Origin of the sequence: Streptomyces nidicola (assembly GCF_050106155.1) — a bacterium.
Lineage (GTDB): Bacteria > Actinomycetota > Actinomycetes > Streptomycetales > Streptomycetaceae > Streptomyces.
The window spans coordinates 8,559,463-8,583,759 of sequence record NZ_JBNBPI010000001.1 but is presented as its reverse complement, the minus strand read 5'-3'; the positions used below and the strand labels follow the sequence as shown (position 1 = coordinate 8,583,759).

At 70.9% G+C, this 24,297-nt stretch carries 20 protein-coding genes; 8 read left to right on the top strand and 12 right to left on the bottom strand.

Annotated features, from left to right (window positions below):
* Nucleotides 1-36: 36 nt before the first annotated feature.
* From ACOKM3_RS38785 to ACOKM3_RS38775, 3 genes are all read right to left on the bottom strand, one after another.
* Nucleotides 37-1,515 (bottom strand): M20/M25/M40 family metallo-hydrolase, encoded by a 1,479-nt coding sequence (locus ACOKM3_RS38785; protein WP_426905976.1) that lies wholly within the window; start codon nt 1,513-1,515, stop codon nt 37-39.
* Complete coding sequence (locus tag ACOKM3_RS38780; protein WP_426905975.1) at nt 1,508-2,572, bottom strand: S-methyl thiohydantoin desulfurase domain-containing protein; 1,065 nt, start codon at nt 2,570-2,572, stop codon at nt 1,508-1,510. The genes ACOKM3_RS38785 and ACOKM3_RS38780 overlap by 8 nt, the downstream gene beginning before the upstream one ends.
* Nucleotides 2,573-2,644: 72 nt before the next feature.
* Nucleotides 2,645-4,297: an OPT/YSL family transporter gene (locus tag ACOKM3_RS38775; RefSeq protein WP_426905974.1), complete on the bottom strand. Its 1,653-nt coding sequence runs from the start codon at nt 4,295-4,297 to the stop codon at nt 2,645-2,647.
* Nucleotides 4,298-4,519: 222 nt separating this feature from the next.
* On the opposite strand from ACOKM3_RS38775, the gene ACOKM3_RS38770 reads away from it, so the two are divergent.
* Nucleotides 4,520-5,296, top strand: coding sequence for an IclR family transcriptional regulator (locus tag ACOKM3_RS38770; protein ID WP_426905973.1), 777 nt, complete (start codon nt 4,520-4,522; stop codon nt 5,294-5,296).
* A gap of 19 nt (nt 5,297-5,315) precedes the next feature.
* Here the strand turns inward: ACOKM3_RS38770 and ACOKM3_RS38765 are convergent, their stop codons facing one another.
* Together ACOKM3_RS38765 and ACOKM3_RS38760 are read right to left on the bottom strand one after the other, a co-directional pair.
* A complete protein-coding gene (locus ACOKM3_RS38765) occupies nt 5,316-5,996 on the bottom strand; it encodes an AroM family protein (RefSeq protein WP_426905972.1) in 681 nt (226 codons plus the stop codon).
* 74 nt (nt 5,997-6,070) lie between these two features.
* Nucleotides 6,071-6,517: an SsgA family sporulation/cell division regulator gene (locus ACOKM3_RS38760; protein ID WP_426905971.1), complete on the bottom strand. Its 447-nt coding sequence runs from the start codon at nt 6,515-6,517 to the stop codon at nt 6,071-6,073.
* Between the two features lie 188 nt (nt 6,518-6,705).
* On the opposite strand from ACOKM3_RS38760, the gene ACOKM3_RS38755 reads away from it, so the two are divergent.
* Nucleotides 6,706-6,999, top strand: coding sequence for a hypothetical protein (locus ACOKM3_RS38755; protein ID WP_426905970.1), 294 nt, complete (start codon nt 6,706-6,708; stop codon nt 6,997-6,999).
* 110 nt (nt 7,000-7,109) lie between these two features.
* Nucleotides 7,110-9,452: an ATP-binding protein gene (locus ACOKM3_RS38750; protein WP_426905969.1), complete on the top strand. Its 2,343-nt coding sequence runs from the start codon at nt 7,110-7,112 to the stop codon at nt 9,450-9,452.
* A gap of 21 nt (nt 9,453-9,473) precedes the next feature.
* On the opposite strand, the gene ACOKM3_RS38745 is transcribed toward ACOKM3_RS38750, so the two are convergent.
* Nucleotides 9,474-10,082, bottom strand: coding sequence for a YdcF family protein (locus ACOKM3_RS38745; RefSeq protein WP_426905968.1), 609 nt, complete (start codon nt 10,080-10,082; stop codon nt 9,474-9,476).
* Between the two features lie 246 nt (nt 10,083-10,328).
* Between ACOKM3_RS38745 and ACOKM3_RS38740 the strand changes: the two genes are divergently transcribed.
* Nucleotides 10,329-11,018, top strand: a complete 690-nt coding sequence (locus tag ACOKM3_RS38740; RefSeq protein WP_426905967.1) for a TetR/AcrR family transcriptional regulator — start codon at nt 10,329-10,331, stop codon at nt 11,016-11,018.
* Nucleotides 11,019-11,163: 145 nt separating this feature from the next.
* On the opposite strand, the gene ACOKM3_RS38735 is transcribed toward ACOKM3_RS38740, so the two are convergent.
* From ACOKM3_RS38735 to ACOKM3_RS38725, 3 genes are all read right to left on the bottom strand, one after another.
* Complete coding sequence (locus ACOKM3_RS38735) at nt 11,164-12,771, bottom strand: FAD-dependent oxidoreductase (RefSeq protein ID WP_426905966.1); 1,608 nt, start codon at nt 12,769-12,771, stop codon at nt 11,164-11,166.
* A 266-nt stretch (nt 12,772-13,037) separates the two neighbouring features.
* Nucleotides 13,038-14,009, bottom strand: a complete 972-nt coding sequence (locus ACOKM3_RS38730; protein ID WP_426905965.1) for an AurF N-oxygenase family protein — start codon at nt 14,007-14,009, stop codon at nt 13,038-13,040.
* 41 nt (nt 14,010-14,050) lie between these two features.
* On the bottom strand, nt 14,051-15,553 hold the full coding sequence (locus ACOKM3_RS38725; RefSeq protein WP_426905964.1) for a flavin-containing monooxygenase: 1,503 nt from the start codon (nt 15,551-15,553) through the stop codon (nt 14,051-14,053).
* Between the two features lie 273 nt (nt 15,554-15,826).
* Between ACOKM3_RS38725 and ACOKM3_RS38720 the strand changes: the two genes are divergently transcribed.
* The 3 genes from ACOKM3_RS38720 to ACOKM3_RS38710 all read left to right on the top strand — a co-directional run bounded on the left by ACOKM3_RS38720 (nt 15,827) and on the right by ACOKM3_RS38710 (nt 20,405).
* Nucleotides 15,827-16,720, top strand: a complete 894-nt coding sequence (locus ACOKM3_RS38720; protein ID WP_426905963.1) for a class I SAM-dependent methyltransferase — start codon at nt 15,827-15,829, stop codon at nt 16,718-16,720.
* 200 nt (nt 16,721-16,920) lie between these two features.
* Nucleotides 16,921-19,299 (top strand): GH92 family glycosyl hydrolase, encoded by a 2,379-nt coding sequence (locus tag ACOKM3_RS38715; protein ID WP_426905962.1) that lies wholly within the window; start codon nt 16,921-16,923, stop codon nt 19,297-19,299.
* A gap of 209 nt (nt 19,300-19,508) precedes the next feature.
* On the top strand, nt 19,509-20,405 hold the full coding sequence (locus ACOKM3_RS38710; protein ID WP_426905961.1) for a phosphotransferase family protein: 897 nt from the start codon (nt 19,509-19,511) through the stop codon (nt 20,403-20,405).
* Between the two features lie 214 nt (nt 20,406-20,619).
* On the opposite strand, the gene ACOKM3_RS38705 is transcribed toward ACOKM3_RS38710, so the two are convergent.
* On the bottom strand, nt 20,620-21,387 hold the full coding sequence (locus ACOKM3_RS38705; protein ID WP_426905960.1) for a hypothetical protein: 768 nt from the start codon (nt 21,385-21,387) through the stop codon (nt 20,620-20,622).
* A gap of 90 nt (nt 21,388-21,477) precedes the next feature.
* A complete protein-coding gene (locus ACOKM3_RS38700; protein ID WP_426905959.1) occupies nt 21,478-22,701 on the bottom strand; it encodes a cytochrome P450 family protein in 1,224 nt (407 codons plus the stop codon).
* Between the two features lie 118 nt (nt 22,702-22,819).
* Between ACOKM3_RS38700 and ACOKM3_RS38695 the strand changes: the two genes are divergently transcribed.
* Nucleotides 22,820-23,116, top strand: a complete 297-nt coding sequence (locus tag ACOKM3_RS38695; protein WP_426905958.1) for a ribosomal protein L7/L12 — start codon at nt 22,820-22,822, stop codon at nt 23,114-23,116.
* 49 nt (nt 23,117-23,165) lie between these two features.
* Here ACOKM3_RS38695 and ACOKM3_RS38690 read toward each other — a convergent pair whose 3' ends face one another.
* Entirely contained in the window at nt 23,166-24,212 is a 1,047-nt protein-coding gene (locus tag ACOKM3_RS38690) for a YncE family protein (RefSeq protein ID WP_426905957.1), read from the bottom strand.
* Between the last annotated feature and the right edge of the window lie 85 nt (nt 24,213-24,297).

Genomic DNA, 24,297 nt, shown 5'->3' with positions numbered 1-24,297 from the left:
CCCGACGATACGCGTCGGGCCGCGCCCGCCCGGGTCTCAGCCCGCGGCGGCGCCCGGCCGCAGCGCGAACGCGTTCACCGCCAGCGACAGACACGCCGTCAACCGCTGCCCGTACGGCACGTGCAACGACTCGTTCGGGCCGTGGGCGTTCGCGCCCGGTCCGAGGACGCCGCAGGCCAGGAACTGAGCCTCGGGGAACTGTCGGCTCAGTCGGCCCATGAGCGGGATCGTGCCGCCCTGGCCGATGCGGGCCGCGTCCGCCCCGTCGAAGCAGGCGCGGCTCGCGGCGGACAGCGCCTCGCGGAGCCAAGAGCGCTCCGGTGGGGCGTGCCAGCCGTCGGCCAGGACCCGGTCAGGTGTGAAGCGGACGGACGCGCCGTGCGGGGGCGCCTCCTCCAGGATGCGTGCCACCTCCGCGAGCGCCTTCGCGCTGTCCACCAACGGGGGCAGTCGGAACGAGAGTTTGACGCTGGTGTGTGGGCGCAGCACATTGCCGGCCGAGGCGACCGGTGGCAGCCCGTCCGCGCCGGTGACCGCCAGGCTAGGGCGCCAGGCACGGGCGAGCAGCAGTTCCTCGGGGTCGTGCGTGACGGGTCCCGTGCGGTGGCCGGTCTCGTCCTCGTGCCAGTCGAAGCGCTGCCAGACCTGGTCGCCGAGGAGGGCCGCCGCCTCGGCGACCTGGGCGCGACGCTCGTCGGGCACCTCGCAGCGCAGCGCTTCCACCCGCAGCTCGCCCGTCCCGCTGTCCTCCACACGGTCCAGCAGGTGGCGCAGGACACGGAACGTCGACGGCACGACACCGCCCGCGTCCCCGGAGTGCGCGCCGTCGTCGAGCACGCGCACGTCGAGCGTGCCACCGCAGTGGCCGCGCAACGACGTCACCAGCCACAGCCGTTCGTAATCGCCCGCGCCGGAGTCCAGGCACACCACCAGGCCGACCTCCCCGATGCGCGGGGCCAGTTCGGCGAACCAGTGGTCGAGGTCGGGGCTGCCCGACTCCTCGCCCGCCTCGAAGACGCCGACGCAGCGCGGGCGGGCCGCGCCCTGTGCGGCGAGGGCCCGCACGGCGGTCAGGGCGGCGGGCAGTGCGTAGCCGTCGTCGGCGCCGCCGCGGCCGAACAGCCGGGTGCCGTCGAAGACCGGTTCCCACGCCGACAGGCCCTCGGTCCAGCCCGCGCCCTCGGGCTGCTTGTCGAGGTGCCCATAGAAGAGGACGGTCTCCTCGGCGGTCGAGCGGTGGCCGGGGATCTCGAAGAAGACGAGCGGCGTACGTCCCGGAGCGCGCAATACCTCGACCCGCAGGCCCGGCAGGTCGTCCACGGAGCGCAGCCACGTCGCCGCCGTCTCCACGGCCCGGTCCAGGAATCCGTGGGACTCCCACTGCGGGTCGTACGCCGGGCTGACCGCCGGGACGCGGATGTGTTCCCGGACCAGCGGGAGCACCTCCTCGTCCCAGCGCGTCGCGCAGAAGTCCCGTACGAGGGCGGCATCCGCGGCGCCCATCTGCTCAGGCATCGGCGAGCACCTTCGCCGCCGGGGCGAACGGGAAGCCGAGCAGGTCCTCGATCGGCGCGTACAGCTCGGGCGTGTGCATCGTGGAGGAGAGCAGCAGGTTCGCCGCCGGCGCCACCAGGACGGAGACCTCCTTGCCGACCTCGACGTCGGCGGAGGCGAGCGGCTGCCCGGCCGCGTCGAACGTCGTGATCAGGTCGGGGAAGGCGGCCTTGCGCTCGCCGCCCGCCTCGAAGGTCATGTACTCGTTGACGAAGTGCAGCTCCGTGCCTGCCTCGTCGTCCAGGATCGCGACGCCTATGTCCAGGCCCTCGCGCTGCTCGCAGCGGTACTCGCGGACCGTGCCGGTCACCGCGATCTCACCGCCGAGGTGCGCGGCCGCGCCGGCCGGTCCTTCCGCCAGGAAGCGTCGGCCGAGCTCGATCGCGAAGCCGATGGCCCCCGGGGCGCCGGCCTGCGTCGCGTAGCCGACCTCGACCGGGTTGCGGGCGACGCCCACCCAGCCGCCCGCTTCGACGGAGGCGCGGCGCACCACGTTCGAGGTGGCGTCGAGGGTGCCGGTGACGGAGCCCTCGACGTACGTGTGCGGCTTGCCGCCCGCGTAGCCCTGGTACGAGCGGTAGCCGTCCCGGGCGTGCAGGCCCATCGCGCCCATCTGGCTGGAGGGGTGGGCGCGGCCGTTGCAGGCCAGGTCGATGACGGGCAGGCCGGTCATCGCGGAGTGGAACCAGCCGTTGATGGTGGTCTCGGCGCCGTTCTCGTTGGTGTGGATGGCGACGAGCGGGCTCGGCAGGTCGCGGCGCAGCAGTTCGAGGGCGCGCAGCAGGTGCGTGGGCAGCACCTGCGGGTCGGGCGCGGCGGGGGCGCCGACCAGGGCGACGGTCGCGGTCAGGGCGTCGTCGGCGAACTCGTCGGCGCTCCACAGCTCGGGCGTGCCCACCTGCAGGGCCAGTTCGGCGGTGCGCAGGCCGCGCTCGACGAATCCGCCGCCCCCGCCGCCGAGCACGGCGCCTCCGTAGACGGCTGCCTTGAGGTCGTCGTGCGTCAACTGTCGCTTCACAGGGGTCTCCTGAGTGGTTCTCGGTGTACGGGTGGTACGAGTGGTGTGTGGGAGAGGGGGCGGCGCGGAGGGCTACTTCGTCGCCGTCCACACGCCGTTGCCGAACGAATAGAGCGCGTCGCCCGCTATCGCTCCGCCGGCGAAGACCTCGAGGTTCTCCTTGGCCTTGGGGCCGAGGAAGCGCGGCGCGAGGACGCGGACGACGAGGCCCGCGGCGACCATCCAGCCGGCCATGGGCGTCGTGATCAGCAGACCGGTGGCGAGCATGATGCCCAGCTGGCGCTTCGGTCCGCCGATGAGCTGGATGATCGCGCCGGGGATCGCCCACAGGGCCAGCTGCTCGGCCGTCTCCACGGACGGTCCGGCCTTGATGGCGGCGACGTACGCGGCGTCGATCGGGGCGGTCTGCCCCTTGTCGAAGAACATCTGGTACGAGACGGCCACGACGACGATCGCGATGCCGAAGCCGACCATCGCGGCGATCAACTGCTGGCGGCGGCCCTCCATTTCGAAGGCCGGGTCGGCGCCCTCGCCACGCAGCATGAAGCCGGCCTTGAGGTCGTAGCCCATGTCGGCGAAGGCCGGTCCGGTGGCCGCGGTGAAGCCGGAGAGGACGACGAGGGCCTCGGGCGGGAAGCCGACGAGGATGCCGAGCAGCAGCGTGATCAGGGCGATCGCGAAGGCGGGGAACCAGCCGGAGTGCATGGAGGCGATACCGACGAGCAGTTCGTGCAGGAACGCGGCCACGGTGGCGTAGAGGACGAAGGCGATCAGCATGCCCACGCTCATGTGCGTGAAAATGCCGGTGCCGAGCGAGAGCAGGATCGAGATGGCGAGGTAGGCGCCGAACCCGAGGCGCAGCGACTTGCCGAGGCGCCGGGCGCCGTCGTCGGGGGCGGCAGCGGGCCCGGTAGTGGTGGCCGGAGCGGTCGTCTTGCGCGCCTTGAGGACCGTGCGGCCGACCTGGAACAGGGCGACCAGACCGGCGCCGATCATCATGCCGTGCGGCAGGTACATGGCGTTCAGGTCGAGGCCGAACAGCGGCTCGGCGTAGCTGATGATCAGCAGGCCCGCGCCGAACGCGGCCATCGAGGCGAGCCCGCCGATCAGGGCGACACCGAACGCGGACATCGGCAGCGCGAACGCGGCGCCCGCGAGTCCCGTGACCAGGCCGAGCCCGAGCACCCTCGCCCGCCGGCCGCCCTCGTCGCCCGCCTTGATCGCCTCGGCCGCGGCGAGTCCCGGGGCCCAGGGGTTGCTCGCGGGGAAGGCCGGGGTGTCGTACATCCGGTACAGCAGCCAGGCGTCGACCAGCATCGCGACGGAGACGCCGATCAGCATCGGCACGATCATGTTGTCCAGGCCGAACAGGAACGGGATGCCGATCGGCAGGAACAGGCTGTTGGCCGCGCCGAAGGTGGCCGAGGAGATGCTCGTCTGCGCCAGGTTCTGTGCGTGCACCGAACGGAAGCCGCGGAAGGCGACGAGCGGGACGCGGGCCAGCGTCATCGCGGCCAGCGCGCCGATCAGCGACGTACTCGGGGTGACGCCGAGAGTGGCGAGCAGCTGTACGCCGACGATCGCGCCGAACACGCTGAGCACCACGGTCAGGACCAGGTTGCCGGGAGCGAGGGCGCGGGGATGGCGACGCTGGGCGTCACCCGCGTCGTGCGGGTCCCCGGTGTCGGCCGTGGGCGGCCGCGCGGTGTCGGCGTTGGTGCTCATGGGTGCTCCTGACGGTCGGCGCCGGTCGGCGACCAGATGGAGTTCTATAATTTGGAACCAGATGCGAATATCTGGACCTGGATCATTCATAGATCTCGGGCGTGCCGTCAAGCCCCCTTGAGGAGTTCTCACCATGTGGGCCGCTACTGGGGCGGTGCGGGCGGCACCGCGCGAGCGCATACGATCGGACCCGGAAACCGATCGGGGGAGGCACAGGAACCGGTGAGCACACTCGCCAACGCACGTGACGTGCTGCGCCTGATGGCGCACCTGCAGCGCGATGTCACCGTGACCGATGTCGCGGCCGAGCTCGGGCTGCCCAAGAGCTCGGTGTCACGGACGCTGAGCATGATGGCCGAGTACGGCTTCCTCGACCGCGACCCGCTGACCCGCGCCTACCGCCCCGGCGGCTTGATCATGGAGGCCTCGTACCACTTCCGGGCCTCGCGCGGCACCGTCTCCCTGTTGGAGGAGGAGGCCGCCCGCCTCGTCGCCGACACCGGATACACGGGGTACGTGGACGTGCTCGACGGGGCCGAGTCGCTGGTGCTGCACATGCGCATCGGCACGGCCGGCGCCCTCCAGGCGTACACGCCGGCGGGCACCCGGGCTCCCGCGTACGCCAGCTCGATGGGCCGGGCACTGCTGGCCCGACTGGACGACGCGCAGGTCATGCGGCTCGTCGACGCACGCCTCGAACAGGCGACAGGTACGGCCCCGCGGACGCGCAAGGAACTGGTCGCCACGCTGGCCCGGATCCGGGTGGACGGCTGGGACATCTCGCAGGGCGAGTGGGTGCCGAACGTGGGGGGCATCTCGGCGGCCGTGCTCGACAACGACACGGGCCAGGTCTTCGGCATCGGCATCGCGCTGCCGGCCCCGGAACTGCGCGACGAGACGACCGAACGCTTCGGCAGGGCGGTAAGGGATGCGGCCGCCCGCGTCGGCAAGCGCATCGGCGACCCGTACTGGCTGCGCTTCGTCGCCGACGAGGGCTGACCGAGGGACCTGCGGCGGCCTACGCGAGGAGCGGGCCGGTCATGGCTCCGGTGATCCCGCTCGACGTGAGGACCGGCACGCGGACGCCGCCCGCACGCAGCGCCTCGCGGTGCCGGTCCGCGTATCCCATGCAGTCCAGGACGAGGGCCCCGACGCCCCGGTCCACCAACTCCCGCGCCGTGTCCAGCAGTTCGGCCTCGTCCGCGGCGTAGGGCGAGGCCGTGGCGAACTCCGGCACCGGCGTGACACCCCGCCACTTCTCACGCGCCGCGGCCACCTGCTCCGCCAGTGGCACGATCACACCCACGGGCACGCCGCCCAACACACCGCGGACGTACGCCGCCAGCAGGGCGTCCGGCTCGACGAGCAGCGCGCGCCGGGCGCGCAGGGCCGGGAACTCGCCGGTGCACAGCAGCACCACGGTGTCGACACCCTCCTCCTCGAGCGCGTCGACCCGGTCCTGCAGGGCCTCGCCCACGGCGGACTCATCAAGGGTGACCGTGACTCCGGTCCCGAGTCGGGTGATCAGGGTGGGTCGACCGGAGGTGGCGGCAAGGCGCTCCGCCGCCCGCGCGGGGTCGGGCCCGTCGAGCACACCGGCGTGGCGCACGCGCGCGGTGGCGGGGAGTGCCGCCTCGATCCCGGCACTGAGGTCCGGGCGCGGCGACTGCCCGATGGTCAGAAAGCCGACGTTTCGCATGAGTTCTGGATTCCTTCGAGTTCAAGATTATGAGACTGGATTCCAGAAAGATAGACCTGCGGCGGGCCGTACTGTCACCGAGGAGTGAGCAGCCCCTCGATCCCCTTGTCGATCCGGGAGGGACACACTTCGTTGCCGAACGGCACCAGCGCGTGGCTGCGCGCCAGGTAGAGCAGCAGGGCTTGATGGCTGACGCGGACGTGGAGCGTGCGTCCCCCGTCGCGGGCTCGTAGCAGTACTCCGGGCGGGCCGGCCGGGTCGACGACGGGACACACCGTCACGTCGCCGATGCCCGCCGCGCCGGACAGGCCGTCCGACAGCAAGTCCCGGGAAATTACCCATCGTTCGGACCGGGTCCCGGCCTGCGACACGGTCACCGAGACGACCAGCGGGTCGTCCGCGCCGTAGCGAAGCATGACGTCGCACGGCTCAAGCACCGCGCCGTCCGCCTCGACGACGAACCCCCGCACAGCCGCTTCGAGTCGCCGTTCATTCCCCTTGCCGGAACCCACTCCGACCATCCCCTTCCCCGTGGGAGCGCCGCGCCCGGTCGACAGACGTAATGGCACGACATGTCCTGGAACGGCGCTCGAACAAACCTAGATCGGGGGCCGGAAGTGCCGTTGGCATAGTCACGGATGGACATCATCCCCACGCAACCTGTTCGACTGTTCGCACACCAGCGCGACGGGCCTCGTAGGATGCCGGGGTGCCCAAGCCGAAGCCGATGAACCGCCGTACGTTGATCGCCGCGTGGGCGGTGCTGTGTGTCGGCGGACTCGCCGCCACCTCCGCGCTGAACGGGTCCTCCGCATCGGATACGAGGACCGAGAAGCCCGCGCGCACCGATTGCGACCAGCGGATCGCGGACATCGAGAAGTGGACGGCCGAGCGCGAGCGGGAGGAAGAGAAGAGCGGCGTGATATCGCTCTCGAGCATCCAGGTCGGCACCGAGGACGCTTGCCACGATGCGATCCTCGACCACTTCGACGACGCCCGCTGAGCCGCACCGCCCAGCAATCGAACGCGGATCTTACGCCGCGCCCCACCGATTCGTATGGAGCTTTGCACATCCCGCCGCACTCCCCGGGCCCGCGCGGGACAATCCGCTGCATGACGTTCGGCATTGTGCGGCGCCGTCCCGGCGAACTCCCCCGTGAACTCACCGGTTTCATCGGTCGGGCCCCTGAATTGACCCAGTTGGCCGCTGCGTTGGACACACAGCGATGTGTGACCGTGGTGGGTCCTGGCGGTGTCGGCAAGACCCGGCTCGCGCTCCGCGCCCTCGCGGGCCGCACGACCGGGGCCGATGCGCCCGTGTGCCTGGTGGAACTGTCCGCGCTGCGCGACCCCGGGCTGCTTCCGCACACCCTCGCCGCCTGCCTCGACCTGCCCGAGCAGTCGGTGCGGCCTCAACTGGACGTCGTCCTCGACCACTTGCGGGAGACGCCCGCGCTCATCGTCCTGGACACCTGCGAGCACCTGGTGGACGCCTGCGCCGAGCTGGTGGACGTCCTGCTGCGCGAGACCGACGGCGTGCGCGTCCTCGCGACCAGCAGGCAGCCGCTGGACGTGCCGGGTGAACACACCTTCCCGCTGTCGCCGCTCGGGGTGTCGGACGCCGGTGGCGAGGCGGTCTCCCTCTTCGAGCAGCGGGCCGCGGCCGTCGTCCCCGGGTTTGAAGTCAACGACGCCAGCCGCGAAGCCGTGGTGCGGTTGTGCCGCCGCCTGGACGGGATGCCGCTCGCCATCGAACTGGCCACCGTACGGCTGCGCGCCGTGCCGCTGAACCAGCTCATCGACCGCCTGGAGGACCGTTTCCGCCTTCTGACCGGCGGCCGCCGCACCTCGCTGCCGCGCCATCAGACCCTGCGTACGACCATCGACTGGAGCTACGACCTGTGCGACGCCCGCGAGCAGCGGCTGTGGGCGCGGCTCTCCGTCTTCGGTGACGTCTTCGACCTCTCGGCCGCCGAAGAGGTATGCGGATTCGGCGAGTTGGGCTCTGACGAGGTGCTGGAGGTACTCATCGACCTCGTCGACAAGTCGGTGGTGCAGCGGGTCGACGAGTTCGGGCCCGGCAACGGCGTCGACGGTGCCACCCGCTACCGGATGCTCGACACCCTGCGCGAGTACGGTGCCGAGAAGCTGGCCGCCTCCGGCGAGGAGATCGCGGCGCGCGACCGGCATCTCGCCCGGTACGTCAAGGCGGCGGACGAGTTCGACCGGCACTTCATCGACGACGATCAGTTGCCGCGCTGCCAGGCGCTGCGCCGCGAACACCCGGACATCCGGCTGGCGTTGGAGTACGCGCTCGGGCGCGGTGACCGGGAGCAGAAGGGGGCCGGGCTCGCCGGGGCGCTGTGGGGGTACTGGCAGATCACGGGGCTCCTCACGGAGGGGCGGTACTGGCAGCAGAAGGCCGCGGCGGCCTTCCCCGGGGCGACAGCGGAGCGGGCCTGGGCCTTGATCATCGGCGGGTACATCAAGACGTTCCAGGGTGACCCGGCCGGCGCCGTGCCGGAGATCAAGGAGGGCATCGAGATCGCCGACCGGCTCGGTGAGTCCCTGATCCGGGCCCGCGGCTGGCTGTATCTGCACTGCGCGCACACGTTCGCCTGCGACTTCGATCGCGCCGAGCGGGCCGCGGTGGCCGCCCATGAACGGCTCGCGGCCCTCGGCGACCTCGTCGGCCTGGTCTGCCTGGACGTTCAGGCCGGATACCAGTACCACCTGTCCGGGCAGGACGATCTCGCGCTGGAGCGCAGCGGCCAGGGGCTCGCCCGGCTCGGCGCCGGCTCCAAGGAGTGCTGGCTGCGCGGCTTCGTGCACACCATCGTGGGGCTCAGCCACTACTCGAAGGGGGACCCTGGGGCGAGCGAGGTGGCCCTCAAGGAGGCGCTGCCGCTCAAGGCCGCGCTCGGCGATGTGATCGGCTGCGGCTACGCGGTGGAGATCATGGCGTGGGCCGCGGCCCGCGACGGCCGTCACCGGCGGGCCGCCTGGCTGTTCGGCGGTTCGGACGCGCTGTGGCAGTCGACCGGCGGCGAGCTGCTGAGCGGGGCGCCGGTCTCCGTGGAGAACCACCGGATGGCGGCGGAGGCGACGCGTTCGGAGCTGGGCGGGGACGTCTACGAGCAGTTGTGGCAGCTGGGCGCCACGGCACCGCGTGAGGCCCTGTTCGCGGCGGCGCTCACCGGGGCGGACGAACTCGTCCTGGAACCGGCCGAGTTGCCGGGCCAGCGCAGAGCGGGTTCCGGGGAGTCGCTGACGCGCCGCGAACACGAAGTGGCGCGCCTGGCGGCCGAAGGCCTGTCGAACCGGGAGATCGCCGAGCGCCTCTTCATCTCCCGCCGCACGGTCGATGCCCACATGGAACGCATCCTCTCCAAACTCGGCATCAGCTCCCGCAACCGCATCGCGGTGAAACTCGCCACGGCGGGGACCGGTGAATGAGGGCCGCGCGGCGGCCGTCGCCTACAGGGAGGTCTTCCGTTCCTCGGCCTTGAGGCCGCGGAGCGTCCAGAGCCCGTACAGCGCGAGCAGCGGCTTGCCGAACAGCCACTCGCCCGGCCGGTAGTCGTCGGCCCGCACCAGCCTTTCGGCGAGGTCGGGGCGCTGTCGGCGCAGGTAGGCGCGGGCCTTCAGGGCGTGCGCCGGCTGGGAGGCGATCTTGATGCGGTCGGCGTCCTCGACCATGGGGATCACGTTCGCGATGTTCTCCCACGTCGTAGTCGACCGTTCTTCGAGGAGTACCGTGCCGTCGAACGCCAGCACCGACTTCGCGTAGTCGGCCATCGATCGGGCTTCCGTGGCGCGGCTCCCGGCCGCCGCGCCACCGCTGAAGATCACGCACGTGTCGCGGGCGTTCTCGGCGGATACGGAGCGCAGGCCCGCGCGTACCCGCCAACGGTTGACGACGTTGGCGGTCGGCCGCAGGTTACGGAAGCCCAGCACGATCACGGCTTCGGATCCGGTCCCGCCTCCGGCGCTCCCGACCAGGGTTCGGGACCAGCGCCGGTTCAGCCACTCGCCCCAGATCAGGGCGGCCGCCCCCGCTGTCGCCAGGCCCGTCCACCGTCGCATGCGGCGACTGTAGTGGGTGCCGGACCGTCGCGAGCAGGCCGTGGGCCGGCTCGAACGCAAGCGCCGCCGGGGCCCAGGAGGGGGCGGAAGGTCCCCGGCGGCGACCACCTTGCAGAAGGAACGTTTCCACACTGCGCGGCCGGAGTGGCGCAAACGCGCCGGTGGGGCTCAGGAGTGTGGCTCATCCCCCACGGCTTCGGCCGTTGACCTGGTTATGTGTTCGGATCGGGCCGATATCCTGGGGGGATGGCGGAGAGAACCGGCGGTGAGCCGCAGATCGATGGACGCTCCACCCGCTGGGACGGGCACAAGGCACAGCGTCAGGTCGAGTTGGTGGACGCGGCTGTCGCGCTCATCGAGGAGGAGGGCGCGCACTTCCGGATGCAGCGCCTGGCGGAGCGCGTGGGCCTGCCGCGGTCCGTGCTCTACCGGCACTTCAAGGACCGCGCCTCGTTCGACGAGTTGATCCGCCGGCGGGTCGTGGAGTCGTTCGTGAAGCGGATGGAGCCCACGCTCAGCTTCGAGGGCACCGTCGAGGAGTCCGTGCACCGTGTGGTGGGCGCGCATCTGGACTGGGTGGCCCAACATCCGCGCCTGTATGCCTACATGGGCGTCGCCGAGCACGCGATGGGTGACGGCTCGCTGGTCGCGGACACCAAGACGGCCATCGCGCTGATGCTGAGCGAGCGGTTCGGTGACGTACTGGCGGCTCTTGGGCTGAAGGGGGCACCGATCCGCTCGGTCGCGGTCGGCATCGTGGGGTTCGTGGACACCGCGGTCAACCAGTGGATGCGCGATCCCGAACGCGAGCTGTCCGAGGACGAGTTGCGCGCCATGCTGTGCCGCTCGGTCTGGGCCGTGCTGGAGGCGGCACTGCGGGACTTCGGCGTGGAGCTGTCGCCGCAGCAGCGGGTGGCGGATCTGGAAGGGGCCTGACGGCGCTGTGGGCCGGTCGCTACCGGCCGACAGCGTTGTTCGTCAGCCGGTCGCGCCCCTTCGGCAGGCCAGTTCGTCAGCCGGCCTCGCCCCGTGGCCAGGCCAGTTCGTCAGCTGGTTTCGACCGGTCGGCAGCGCGGCTCGTTCAGCCCGTCGCGACCGGGGTGGCCTGTGCGGCCCGCCGCAGGGCCTCGGTGTCCGTGAGCTTGACGCGGGGGCGGCCCTGGGCCTCGCCCGCCGCCCGTTCCGCGCGGTCGATCGCCTGCCAGGCCTTCAGGCCGAGCGCGGCGGGCGCGGCCGTGGCGCCGGGCTCCGGCTGCCGGAGGCGGCCCGCGGCGAAGTCGTCGAGGAGGGACTCGACCGTTTCGTGGGCGCAGGTCTTGTTCGTGCCGATGAACCCGGTCGGGCCGCGCTTGATCCAGCCCGCGACGTAGACACCGGGCTCGACCCGGCCGGCCTCGTGCGGGACGGTCGCGCTGGCCTCGTCGAACGGCAGGCCGGGGACCGGCCGGGCGCGGTAGCCGACGGAGCGCAGCACGAGGCCGGTCTCCAGGGTCTCGGTGGCGCCGGTGGGCCGGGCCCTTACGGTGCCGTCCTCGTCGGTGTGCAGGGTGGTCGGGTTGAGCTCCAGGGCCTGTACGCGGTCCTCGCCGACGAGGCGTGCCGGTCCCGCGAGGAAGCGCAGCACGATGCGGCGGCGGCCCTCGACCGGGGTGCGGGCGGCCAGTTCCGCCAGCAGCCGGGTCTTCTCGTTGGTGTCGGGGGCCAGTCCCTCGGGCCAGCCCTCGATGCTCACGTCCACGTCCTTGAGGGCGGAGAGCGCGAGGAGTTCGGGCACGGTGAACGCGGCCTGAGCGGGTCCGCGGCGGCCGAGGAGGACGACCTCGCGGACCTTGCTGGCGCGCAGCGCGTCGAGCGCGCGGTCGGAGATGTCGGTGCGGGCCAGGGCGTCGGGGTCGGCGGTGAGGATGCGGGCGACGTCGAGGGCGACGTTGCCGTTGCCGATGACGACGGCGCGTTCGGTGTCGAGGCGGTGGTCGTCGTGGGCGCGGTCGGGGTGGCCGTTGTACCAGGCCACGAAGTCCGTGGCGGAGACGCTGCCGGGCAGGTCCTCGCCCTCGATGCCGAGCCGTTTGTCGGTCGCGGCGCCGACGGCGTAGATCACCGCGTGGTGCTCGCGCAGCAGGTCGGCGTGGGTGAGGTCGGTGCCGACCTCGACGCCGAGGCGGTAGCTGAAGCCGGGCTGCGACTCGATGGTCCGGAACAGCTCGGTGACCTGCTTGGTGTCCTGGTGGTCGGGTGCCACGCCGGCCCGCGCGAGCCCGTACGGGGTGGGGAGCCGGTCGTGGACGGTCACGCGCACCCCCGGGTGGCGCAGCAGTTCGTCGGCGGCGAAGAGCCCGGCGGGCCCCGCGCCGACGACGGCGACGGACAACTCGCCTTCCGGGAGGGCGCGTTGCTTGGGCACGACGTACATGGGGGCGCGGTCGTCGTGCGGATTCTGCTTGTAGTAGGAGGCGTTCAGCTCCAGGAACGGCAACTCCGCCTCGCTGAGGGCGGTGTGCGGCTTGAGCGCGTCGACCGGACAGGCCGTCGTACACGCGCCGCAGTCCACGCAGGTGCGCGGATCGACGTACAGCATCTCGGCGGTGGCGAAGCCGGGTTCGCCCGGAGCGGGGTGGATGCAGTTGACCGGACAGGCCAGCACGCAGGAGGCGTCGGCGCAGCAGGATCGGGTGACGGCGTACGGCACGGCGGGCTGGTCTCCGTTCGGACGTTCAGGGAAGAGCGGTGCGGGAGGGGCTGACGGGCGGTCAGTCGGTGAGCCGGGCGGCTCCCCCGCGTAAACGCGTGATCAGTGGGCAAGCGGGACGGGCCCGCCGCGCAAGCGTGCGATCGGACGGTGAGCAGGGCGGGCTCGCCGCGGAAGCGCGTTACCAGTCGGCGAGCCGGGCGGGCTCCCCGCGGTAGCGCGTTGCCAGTCGGCGAGCCGGGCGGGCTCGCCGCTGTGGCGAGCGGTCAGTCGGTGAGCGGAGCGGGTTCGCCGCGGAAGCGTGCGGGGCGGCCGTCGATGCGCAGGGCCCTCCACAGCGGGCGGGACACCTTGTTCATCAGGCCGATGTCCTGGGCGAGCATCCGCACGTCGGAGAAGAGCTCCTGGAGCATCTTCTGGCCGGCCTCGGACTTCCAGAAGACTTCCTTGATCACCCAGTCCGGGATGCCGACGAGGTCGGCGGACTTCTTGTCGGGGATCATGATGACGTCGCACAGGATCCGCATGATCAGCGGGAAGAGCACGGACAGGGCGCCGCGGCGGGCCTTGCCGTAGCGCGGGACGCGCAGCCGCAGGAACTCGTGCGCGAAGGAGATGTGCCGGGCCTCCTCCGCGATGTGGATCTGCATGATCCGCTGCGGCAGCGGGTGCACCGGCTCCCCGCTGCGCAGGGCCCCCTTCTGCAGATGGTCGATGGGCTCCTCACCGGCGAGGATGCCGGTGAAGAAGGCCTCGGGGTACAGGGAGCCGAACAGCGGCAGGACCCGGCTGAGCTGGCGGAACCAGCGCTTGCCTCCCGGGGTGTCCACGCCGGTGCGGTTCACCAGCTCCTGGAACATCTGGGTGTGGTGGGTCTCTTCGGTGATCTCGTGCGTGAGGTACCTGAACTCCAGGTTCTGGTTGCCCAGTTGGTAGATGTAGTCCAGCGCCCCGCGCATCAGGAGGTTCTCGAACTGCATCCCCACCTTGGCGATCACCGCCCAGCGCCAGATCCCGATCCGGATCTGCGTCTCCAGCGGCTGCTCCTGGTACCAGGGGTGGGCGCCCAGGGCGTCCGCGGAGGTGAGCACCCAGCGGGTGTCGGTCGTGTCGACGGCGAACTCGGGGTCGTCCCACTTGATGTCGACGAAGGCGTTGAAGTTGACGTTGACGGAGCCCTCGGACAAGGTCCGCAGGCGCTCGTCGTAGACCTTCCTGGACAGGTTCGGGGTCATCATCGTCCTCGATTGTCGGTGGTAGGAGCTGGTCGAACGGGCGGTCAGGCCGCGCGGGTCGGTTCCTTGGTCCCGGCCGGCCTGCCCGCCTTCTCGAAGCGCAGGGGGCTGTCGTCGATGGGGGCGTTCTGGAGCATGGCGCGGTCGCGGTAGTAGTTGTTCCACAGCCGCCACGGGTCGCGGGTGCCCTGGCGCGGCATGACCTTGTCGGCGCGGGCGATGTAGCCGGAGGTCAGCGCCTCGCCCATGACGGAGAACTCGGAACGGTCACCGTCGGACGCCACCGGGGTGGCGATGTCGTGCCCGTTGCGGCGCATGTGCGCCAGCAGGCGGGCGGTGTAGTCGGCCGCCAGGTCCGCCTTCAGGGTCCAGGAGGCGTTGGTGTAGCCGATGACGAGCGACATGTTGGGCACGCCCTCGAGCAGCACGGCCTTGTAGAGCACGCGGTTCGTGACGTCCACCGGGATGCCGTCGACGGTCACGTCCATGCCGCCCATGAGGCGGACGCTCAGCCCGGTCGCGGTGACGACGATGTCGGCCTTGAGCTCCTCGCCGGACTTCAGGCGGATGCCGTCGGCGGTGAACGTGTCGATGTGGTCGGTGGCGATGGCCGCCTTGCCGCGCTTGAGCACCTTGAACAGGTCACCGCCGGGGACGACGCACAGACGCTGGTCCCAGGGCTTGTACTTGGGGCTGAAGTGGCGCATGTCGACGCCCTTGCCCGCCTGGGCCCTTACCAGCCCGAGCAGTACCTTGCGGGCGAGGCGGGGGTACTTGCGGCAGAAGGCGTAACTCCCGCGCTGAAGTGCGATGTTGCGGGTCCTGACCACCTTGTGGGTCAGCCGGGCTGGGGCGCGCAGCTTCTTCATGACGGAGGTGAGCGGGTCGACCTCCGGCAGCGCCAGGACATACGTGGGTGAGCGCTGCAACATGGTGACGCTCGCGGCCTTGTCGGCCATCGCGGGCAGCAGCGTGATGGCGGTGGCGCCGGAGCCGATGACGACCACGCGCTTGCCCTCGTAGTCCAGGTCCTCCGGCCACTGCTGGGGGTGCACGAGCGTGCCCTGGTAGTCGGCCTCGCCCGGGAACTCGGGGCGGTAGGGCTTGTCGTAGTCGTAATAGCCGGTCGCGCCGACGAGATAGCCGGCACTGTACGACTCGTGCTCGCCGGTGCCCTCGTGCTCGACCTCGACGGTCCAGCGCCCGGTCTCGTGCGAGAAGTCGGCGCTGACGGCGCGGCGGCCGAAGCGGGTGCGTTCCAGGATGCCGCCGTCGGACGCGGCGTCCTCCACGTACTGGCGGATCCGCGCGCCGTCGGCGAGGATGCGCGCGTCGCTCCAGGGCCGGAATCCGAAGCCGAAGGTGGGCATGTCGGAATCGGACCGGATGCCGGGGTACCGGAAGAGGTCCCAGGTGCCGCCCACCCGGGCGCGGCGCTCGAGTACGACGAGCGAGGCCCCGGGGTTGTCGCGCAGGACATGGCGCGCGGCGCTGATGCCGGATATTCCGGCACCGATGACCAGGACGTCGACGTGGCTCTGCTCCATCGCGGAGGGTCCTCGCTCTCGCTCGTGAGCCCCTGAGAGAGACAGGGACGGAGGGGTCAACACCCCTCGGGGTGCCGACAGTTACTCAGACACGTGGTTCTCATCTGCGCGGTACCCGCAATTTACCTGCGACACTCTGTTTCAGATACCGCTGGTAACGTGACGTGAGTCACACGCTGGTGCCGCCGTCCGCCCCTCCGGCGATTGAGCAGCCGGTTCCGGCGGGAGAGCCTCGTGCCCGCAAGGGCAGGAGGTGCGATTGAATACGACCTCATGAACGAGAGTGGACGCGCCGCCAGCAGGACGGCGGTGCTGGTGTGCCAGGGACGGGCCGCCGCGGACGGGACCGCGGCCGTGGGCCGGTTCGCGGATCCGGTGGCGGTGCGGCTGCTGCGCGACGCGGAGCGGGTGCCCGTGGACGAGGTACGGGCGGGTACGCCACCGAAGGACTGGCGGGCGCGGATGACGTACGAGAGCGTACGGGCCTGCGTCGAGGTGGCCGTGCCGCGCACGCTCGCCATCGACGACGCACTGCGCTCCGGCACGACGGGCCAGCTCGTGATCCTCGGCGCCGGCCTCGACACCCGGGCCTGGCGCCTGCCCGACCTCGCGGGGACGGATGTGTGGGAGGTGGACCACCCGGCCTCCCAGCAGGACAAGCGCGACCGCCTCGCCGAGGCGGCGGCGATCGCCGAACTGCCGTCCGCGGCCCGCTCCGTACGCTTCACTCCGGTCGACTTCGCCGTCGACGACCTCGGCGCCGCGCTGGACGCCGCCGGACACGCCCCGTCCGAGCCGACGACGTGGCTGTGGGAGGGCGTCATCCCCTACCTCACCCGCGCCGAGGTGCGGGCCACGCTGGCCACGCTCGCGGGACGTACGGCGCCCGGCAGCACCCTCGTCGTCAACTACCAGACACCGTCGGCGAAGGCGTCCGTGGGACGGTTGCTGACGCGGCTGCTCGGCAGTTCCGTCACGTCGGGCGAGCCGTGGCGCTCGCTGTGGAAGCCGGGGCAGCTGGCCGCGCTGTTCGCGGAACACGGCTGGTCGGTGGTGTCGGACGACAGCCTTCTCTCCCTCGCCGACTCCCTCGGCAGCCCGGCACGGGGGCGCGCCTCCTTGCGGTCGGGCCGGGTGGCGGTGGCGAAAGCGGCGCCCCGCACATGACGCCCGGCGCCCCGTTCACGGGCGGGCCCAACGGCCGCTCCGCACGCATCCATTGACGAACCCCTCCCCCGCGACGAAGATCGACGGCGACCGTACCGACAACGTTGTCTAACTGGAGGATCGCGATGAGAGCGTCGCCATCACCGGGCTCACGGCACGCGCAGGGCCCCCTGAGACCGCTGAGGTCCCGCACGGCGCGGATGTCGCAGCGCCCGCTGAGGTCCCTGATCCGCACCGTCACCGCCGCATTCGTCGTCACCACGGTGGCCGCCGCCACCCTCACCCCCGGCGTCGCGAGCGCCGAGGAAGCCGGGCCCGGCTTCGCCGCCGACCCGACCAGCCTGGTCGACACGTCGATCGGCAACAACGGCGACGGAACCACCTTCCCGGGCGCCACCACCCCCTTCGGCATGGTCCAGCTGAGCCCCGACACGCAGCTGAACAAGTACGCCTCGTACGACTACGCGCAGGACACCATCCTCGGCTTCAGCCACACGCACCTCTCCGGTGTGGGCTGTCAGACGATGGGCAACATCCGCTTCATGCCGACCACGGGCGCGGTGACCTCGTCCGATCCGGCGCAGTACGGCGCGAAGTTCAGCCATGACAACGAGACGCGCTCGCCGGGCTATTACGGCGTGAAGTTCGACAACGGCATCAAGGCCGAGCTGTCGGCGACCCAGCGGACCGGCCAGCACCGCTATACGTTCCCCAGCGGTTCGGGCGCCGAGAACGTCCTCATCGAGGCCGGGGAGAGCAACGGCAGCACGTACGCCGGTGACGTCAAGGTCGTCGGCGACAACACCGTCGAAGGCTGGGTGCAGGGCGGCAACTTCTGCGGGGAGACCGGCAAGGAGCGCTACCGGGTCTACTTCAGCGCCAAGTTCGACCGGACGTTCTCGAAGTTCGGCACCTGGAGCGACGGCACGCTGACCCCGAACCAGCGCACGGCCTCGCGGGGCGACAAGCGCGCGGGCGCCTGGCTGTCCTTCGACCCGTCCAAGGGCGACAAGGTCGGCGCGTCGGTGGGCCTGTCCTACACCTCGGTCGACGGCGCGCGCCTCAACCGCGGTGCCGAGCAGCCGAGTTCGTTCGACCGGGCCCGCTCCGGCGCGCACGACGCGTGGCGCGACGAGCTGAACCGGATGCGCGTCGCGGGCGGCTCGAAGGCCGACCAGCGCACGTACTACAGCGCCCTGTACCGCTCACTCCTGCACCCGTCGATCGGCTCCGACGTCGACAACCGCTACCGCGGATTCGACGACAAGGTGCATCGCGCGGATTCCACGTACTACCAGATGTTCTCGCTCTGGGACACGTACCGCTCGCAGAACCAGCTGGTCGCGCTGCTGCACCCGGACAAGGCCGCCGACATGGCCAAGTCCCTGCTGCACGTGTACAAGGACGGTGGCTGGCTGCCGCGCTGGGGTCTCGGCAACAGTGAGACGAACGTGATGAGCGGCGACCCCGTCACCCCGTTCATCGTCGACCTCTACAACCGGGGTCTGCTCGACCACCGCACCTCGCGCGAGCTCTTCGACGCGCTGTGGAAGAACGTCAACGAGGTGCCGGCCGACCAGTCGACCTTCCGCGGCCGCGACGGCAACCCGACGTACGTGAAGAACGGCTTCGTCGGCTACCAGGACCTGCCCGGCTACAAGTTCGGCGACAGCCGTCAGGCCGGTTCGGCCACGCTCGAGTACGCGCTCGGCGACTGCGCCCTCGCCACGATGGCCGAAGGACTCGGGCACCGGGACAAGGCCGCGACACTCGCCTCGCGCTGCGACAACTTCACCAAGTTGTGGGATTCCAAGGTCACTTCGCAGGGCTTCACCGGGTTCCCCGTGACGAGGAACGCGGACGGCAGCGCCGCCGGCGACACCGACCCGACCCAGTCCGGCGCCTTCCACGAGGGCACGGCCTGGCAGTATCAGTGGCTGGCGCAGCAGAACCCGAAGGCCCTCTACGGCCTGATGGGCGGCAAGGCATCCGCCGAGCAGCGGCTCGACAAGTTCTTCGACATGCCGACCGTGCTCAGCGACCCGGCGAAGGCCGCCAAGGACTCCTGGGTGACGGGCGCGTACGACTACCACAACAACTTCGCGTTCAACCCGAACAACGAGCCCGACTTCCACGCTCCGTGGATGTACGCGTGGACCGACACCCCGTGGAAGACCTCCGCCGTGCTGCGGGCCATGCGGACGCTGTACACCGACGACCCGTACGGCATGCCCGGCAACGACGACCTCGGCGCCACGTCGTCGCTGCTCGTCTTCGCCATGGCCGGTGTCTTCGAGGTGCAGCCCGGCTCGGCGAAGTACGTCCTGTCGGCCCCGATGTTCGACAAGGTCGAGATCCGCCCGGCACACGGCCGCGGGATCAGCATCGAGGCACCCGGCGCCGACGCGTCGAAGCCGCAGTACGTCTCGTCCGTGACCACGGGCAAGGGCACGCCGCTGCGCCAGAGCTGGCTCTCCCACAAGGCCCTGCTCGGCTCCGGCAAGATCGCCTTCAAGCTCTCGGCCAAGCCGACCAACTGGGGCGCGAACGCGGCGCCGCCCGCGGTGGCCGGGGAGTGAGGTGGTGGGGCGCGGTTCCTCCTTTACGGGGGGGGCCGCGCCCCACTCTCGCAATGGCGCACGTCCTGGCGGGACGCGCCTTTCAGGTTCGCCACACATGCGAAATTCGCTTGTGCACGCCGTCGCCCGGATGATGCGCTGGCCGGGTGATCAATCACCATGAATCAGCCGATGCGTCGCCCACCGTCCGCCCGTTGACGCTCGCGTGGGTGGGGCGGTCTCTGGAGGCCGGGGAGCGGATCGTCCGCGTCGAGGCGCTGCACGGTGGTGTCACCGCCGAGATGCGGAGGCTGACCGTCGCCGCGCCGGGCGGGGGCACCCGTCGGCTGGTGTTGCGGAGTTTCGTGGACCCGTTCTTCGTGGATCGCGCCGAGGACGCGCTGGACCGGGAGGCCGGCGCGTTGGCCCTGTTGGAGGGGGCGGACGGTGTACCGGCTCCCGGGCTGGTCACGGTTGATGCGACCGCGGCGCATTGCGAGTACCCCTCGCTCCTCATGACGCATCTGCCGGGGCGTGCGCTCCTCGGCGGTGAAGGGCTGGAGACGCGGGTCCGGCTGCTCGCGCGGCAGCTCGTGGCGATTCATGCGGTGCGACCGAGCGAACAGCCCCCGAAGTACGAGGCGTTGACCACGGCCGACACCGTCGTGGTTCCCGAGGGCGCCGACGCCGCCGCGTGGGCCGCGGCCATCGATGTCATCCGTGCGCCCGCGCCGTCCTACGAAGGGCGTTTCCTGCACCGGGACTTCCACCTCGCCAACGTGCTGTTCGACGCGTCGCCGACCCGCATCACCGGCGTCGTCGACTGGGCCGGGGCCTCTTGGGGCCCTGCGGATCTCGACGTCGCACACACCTGCACCAACCTCGCGTTGCTGCACGGTCCGGAGTGGGGGCAGCGGTTCGCCGACGCGTACGAGGAGGCCGGTGGGGTGCTCGCCGCGGACGACAGCGAGCGGCTGTACTGGCGGGTGCGGGATGCGCTGGCGTCCTCGGAAGAGGTGGCCGTGGTGGCACAGCCGTGGCGCGAGGCCGGGAGGACGGAGCTGACGACGCGGGTCGTGGAGGGGCGGCTGGATGCCTATGTGGTGGGTCTTATGGCACGGACCTGATGTCACGGGTCTGATGGCACGGGTCTGATGGCACGGACCTGATGGCACGTGCCTGATGGCGCGGACCTGACGGGCAGAGGACTGATAGCGCAGGTCTGTGCCCCATCAGTCACCTCGCGAAGCGCCTCAGCGCCTCAGCGCCTCGCGGCCCCCTTCCGCCAGGGCCCCGCCCCCGGTCACGCAGGTCGCGAGGCCGAAGTCGAGGCAGCGGGCGTCAGTAGCGATGCCCCGGCCAGTGCGGATGCGTCCAGCGGTCCTCTCCGGTGAGTGCGAGCAGTGCGATGCGGCGCAGCAGCTCCGGCGAGGCGCCTGAAGCGCGGAGGCGCGTCGCGGCGTGGGCGTGGAGCCAGGTCGCCAGGTCGGCGCTCATCCGGTCCTCGTCGTTCTCGTACCAGTTGACGTACCACGGGAGTTGGTCGCCCAGCAGCTCGTACTCCCACGCCTCCGCGGCCTCCGCCAGCCGTTGGTCGCTGAGGGGGCCGGTCTGCTGCTCCCAGTCGGCCAGCCAGGGGGCGACCGTGCCGGAGGCCTCGGCGCACATCGCCATGACCTGGTGTGCCGGGACGGCGGCGTCCGGATCCGTGAGGCTCTGCGCCCACCAGGCGTGCAGAAACTCGCGTACCGCAGCGGCCTGCTCGTCGGGCCACCGCTGCCAGCGGCCACGGGCGAAGGAGTGCCCTGCCTCCTCGAGGCCGAACAGCGGATCGACGCGACCCGCCACCAGGGCGGCGGCGAACTGCGGCAGGATGCGGCGCAGCACGGCTCCGTGATCCGTCCAGTCAATGGCCTGCCAAGTGCGGCGCAGGAGGTCCGGGTCGAGTTCCGTGTCGGGCGTCTTGAGGAGGGCCAGCTCCTCCGCGCTCCCCCAATGACACTCGCAGTTGGCCTCGTCCGGGCGCGCGGTCATTCCGTGGAAGACGGTGGCGAGATCGGCCAGTGCCGCGTCGAGTCTGCTCCGGGCGGGGTGATCGGTTGGATGCATGACGGTGACCCGTACCTTCAAGGACTCCAGAGCGACCTCGGCCGCCTGAAGATCCCGACCTTACTGGAGCGGGAAGAGCCGCACGACCTGTTATCGCTCGACCTTCTCTTCGGCGGAGGTGCGGAGCTGCGTTCCCGGGGCGACGACGGGAAGCGACGACAGACCGCGGACCAGGCGGGTGCGTCGCCACATCAACTCGTTTGCCGGTACGGCCAGATGGAGCTCCGGGAAGCGTGCAAGGACGGCTCGCAGCACGAGTTCCATCTCCGCCTTGGCCAGCGGTGCGCCGACACAGCGGTGGATGCCGTGGCCGAACGCGAGGTGGGCGGCGGCGTCCCGGTCCAGATCCAGCTCGTCCGGTCCGGGGAACCGCGCCGGGTCGCGGTTGGCTGCACCCAGGGCGACCAACACCGGTACGCCTGAAGGGATTTCGGTGCCGCCGAGCGTGACGGCCTCCGTGGTGAACCGGAAGGTGGACGTGCTCACAGCGGAGTCGAAGCGGAGGAGTTCGTCCACGGCGCCGGGGATGTCGTCCGGGTTCCGCCGCAGGCGATCCAGCTGGGCCGGGTGCTGCAGCAGCGCCAGGACGGCGTTGCCGAGGGCGTTGGTGGTGGTCTCGTGTCCGGCCACGAGCAACAGGACGGCCAGGGAGACGAGTTCGTGCTCGCTGAGGCGGTCTTCTCCGTCGCGAGCTGCGATGAGCCCGTCCAGGAGGGAGTCGCCGGTATCGCGGCGTTTGGCGGAGATCAGGGCCGTCATGTACTGCGCCATCGCGTGCGATGCCGCGTCGATGGCGTCGGGCTCCCCCGCCGCGAACAGCTCCGCGGACCAGCGCTGCACGTCGGGCCGGTCGGGCGCCGGGACCCCGAGCAGTTCGCAGATCACGGCGACCGGGAGTGGCACCGCAAGACCGGCCACGAAGTCGAACGGTTCACCGACGGGCCACCGGTCCAGCAGCTCCTCGGTGACGCGCGCGATGAACGGACGCAGCCGCGCGACAGCCCCTGTCGTGAACGCCTTCGTCACCAGCTTACGAAGCCGGGTGTGCTGGGGCGGGTCGCCGGCGAGCATGGTGTGCGCGACCGCGGGGTGCAGGCGTCGCCGCGATTCCTTGCCCGCGAAGAACGCGGCCGTGTCCTTCGAGAGCCGGGCGTCGTTGAGGGCTTCCCTGGCCTCTTTGTAGCCGGTGACCACGTAGTTGGTGCGGCCGGCCGAGCCGGCCGGTACGGGCCGCACCGGACACGTGGCCCGCATGGCCGCGTAGGCCGGGTAGGGGTTCCGAAGGAAGCGGGGATCCTGGGTCGGGTCGGTCATCACCTCAGGATCCAATGACGTACAGCAGCCCGCGTGGCATTCGCGCCATTCCCGTCATCCGCGTCTTCCACGTCATGCGCGTCATCCGCGTCATCCGTGTTGCCTAGGATCAGCGATTATGGACATCGCTGCAATACTCATCCTCCTGGTCGGAGCGCTCATCGCGGTCGGCACCATCGAGCGCAAGGTCGACCGTGCCGACCGCAGGGCCGCCCGCGTCGAGCGGAAGCTCGATCTGGTCATCGGGCACCTGGGAATCGAGACCGGCACGCTCGTCCCGGGACTCGACGGCGTACGCGCGCTTGTGCGGGACGGCAAGAAGATCGAGGCCATCAAGGCCTACCGCGAGGCGACCGGCGTGGGCCTCAAGGAGGCCAAGGACGAGGTCGAACGCATCGAGTCCGGCCAGAGCTGACCCGGAGTCGGGCCGACCAGAGCCGAGGGCAGCGCGGCACCCGTCGAGGTCAGCGGGCCACGTCGATCCGGGTGACATGGTCCTCGCCCTTGGGCCCGGCGCCCGACTTGTCCAGGACGTACGCCGTGCCGGCGCCACTCATGTGCACATGGTTGGGGAGCGCGTTGGTGTCGATCGTCTCCTTCACCGCTCCCGAACGTGTGTCGACGACGGAGACGCTGTCGGCGAGCCGGTTGACGACCAACACGCGCGCCGAACGGCCCACGGTGGCCAGGGACTTGGCACCCTCCCCGGTGGCGATCGACCTGACGACCGCCCCCTTGCGCAGGTCCACGACGGACACACCACCCGCACCCTGGTCGGCGGTGTAGGCAGTCCGGCCGTTCGCCGACAGGGCTATGGAGAGGGGGCCGTCGCCCGTGGGGAGGAGGCGCGGCTCGGAGGAGTCGGGGGTGATCTGGATGACGCGGTCGTGCGTGAAGTCGGTGGCGTGGACCGCTCCGGTGCGTTCGTTCACCGCGAGGCCCGTGGGGCCCGCCCCCTCGACGGTGACACGCCGGATCTCGTCGTACGTACGGGTATTGAAGGCGACGACCGAACCGGTACCGAAGGCCGTGACCCAGACGGTGTCGCGCTGCTCGTCGACGACGATCTCGCGCGCGTGCGCGACGCCCGGCACGGTCGCGAGGTGGCGGCCCGTCCTCTGGCTGTACACGGCGATGCTGTCGTTGCGTGTGTTCGTGACCCACACCGTGTTGTGCTCGTCGTCCACATCGATGCCGTAGGCCGCTTCGATGGTGCCGTCACCGGCGTCGAGGGGTGTCGGGTAGGTCGCCTCGACCTCCAGTGTGTCGGGGTCGAGACGCACCAACCGCGAGTCCGTGACCGGCGCCGGCGGCTGCCCCACCGAGCTGGTCGCCCAGAGCACGTCGTTCCTCTCGGAGTACGCGGACTGGTAGAGGCCCGGGGCGAGCGGCGCGGACATGAGCGTCGAACCGGCCGTAGCGGCGGCTTCCGTCAGCGTGAACGCGGTGCAGGACACCAGGGCGACGGCGCCCGCCGCGGTGCGGTGGACGCGTCTGTTGAGCGAGGACATGGGGCGCGGTCTCCCTGTCGATCCGATGAGCCAGCCGATGAGTAAAGATTAGGTAAGGCTAACCTAATGCAATCGCAAGGGTGAC